This is a genomic window from Sphingobium olei, from assembly GCF_042678845.1.
Lineage (GTDB): Bacteria > Pseudomonadota > Alphaproteobacteria > Sphingomonadales > Sphingomonadaceae > Sphingobium > Sphingobium olei.
On record NZ_JBHTLS010000032.1, the window covers coordinates 1 to 1,046 of the forward strand.

Consider the following 1,046-nt stretch of genomic DNA (forward strand, 5'->3'; position numbering starts at 1 on the left):
AACGATCTGGACGTCGCCATCGCCGGGGCACCCTTGGACCACTTGCTCTATCACTTCCGCCTGCCTTGCGGCGGCTTTGAACATGGACACGTCATTCTGGGCGGCGAGAGTTTCGTCGCCCTGGCCGAAGGGCTGCAGAATGCGCTCTGGTCTGTCGGCGGAGCGCCCAGGCTCCACCGCACCGACAGCCTGTCGGCCGCCTTCCGCAATCTGGACGCCGATGCGAAGGCCGACCTGACCAGGCGCTATGACGCCCTATGCGCCCATTATGGAATGGAGCCGACGCGCAACAATACAGGCATTGCTCACGAGAACGGTGCGATCGAGAGCGCCCACGGCCATATCAAGGCCGCAGTGAAGGACGCGCTGTTGCTGCGCGGAACCACGGACTTCACCGACCTTGCCGATTATCGCCGCTTCATCGACGAAGTCGTGACCGCAAGGAACCGGCGCCATGGTCCCGGCATCGATGCCGAACGCAAGGCGCTGCGATCCCTCCCAAACATGCGGACAACCGATTACGAGGAAGTCCTCGTGACGGTGACGTCCTCGGGCGGCTTCACCCTGCGCAAGGTGTTCTACACGGTCCCCTCGCGCCTGATCGGACATCGCCTGCGAGTGCGCCTTTACGACGACCGTCTCGATGTCTTCATCGGCGGCACAAGGCTCATGACCCTGCAGCGCGGCCGCGCCGGTGTGAACGGTAAGCACGGCCACGTTGTCGATTATCGCCATGTCATTCATTCCCTGCGCCGCAAGCCGATGGCACTGCGGGGATTGGTCTATCGTGACAGCCTGTTCCCCCGCGCGCCCTACCGCCTCATGTTCGAGCACTTGCTGGAAGCTGTGGGCGAGAAGGAAGCCTGCCGGATCATGGTCGAGCTTCTGGCCATGGCCCACGAGCGCGCCTGCGAGGCGGAGCTCTCCCATATCCTGGAGGAGGACCTGGCAATCCGCAGGATCCCATGCCTGTCGGCACTTCGGGCCCGCTTCAGCCCCGATCCCGCCACTTTGCCTGAAGTCGTGGTCGAGATGGTCTCGCTCTC

Annotated in this window: 1 protein-coding gene; it reads left to right on the forward strand. The window is 63.7% G+C overall.

All coding sequences use genetic code 11. The features are described from left to right. On the forward strand, positions 1-1,046 hold a 1,046-nt coding region (locus ACFQ24_RS03865; protein ID WP_380909137.1), incomplete at both ends, for a Mu transposase domain-containing protein.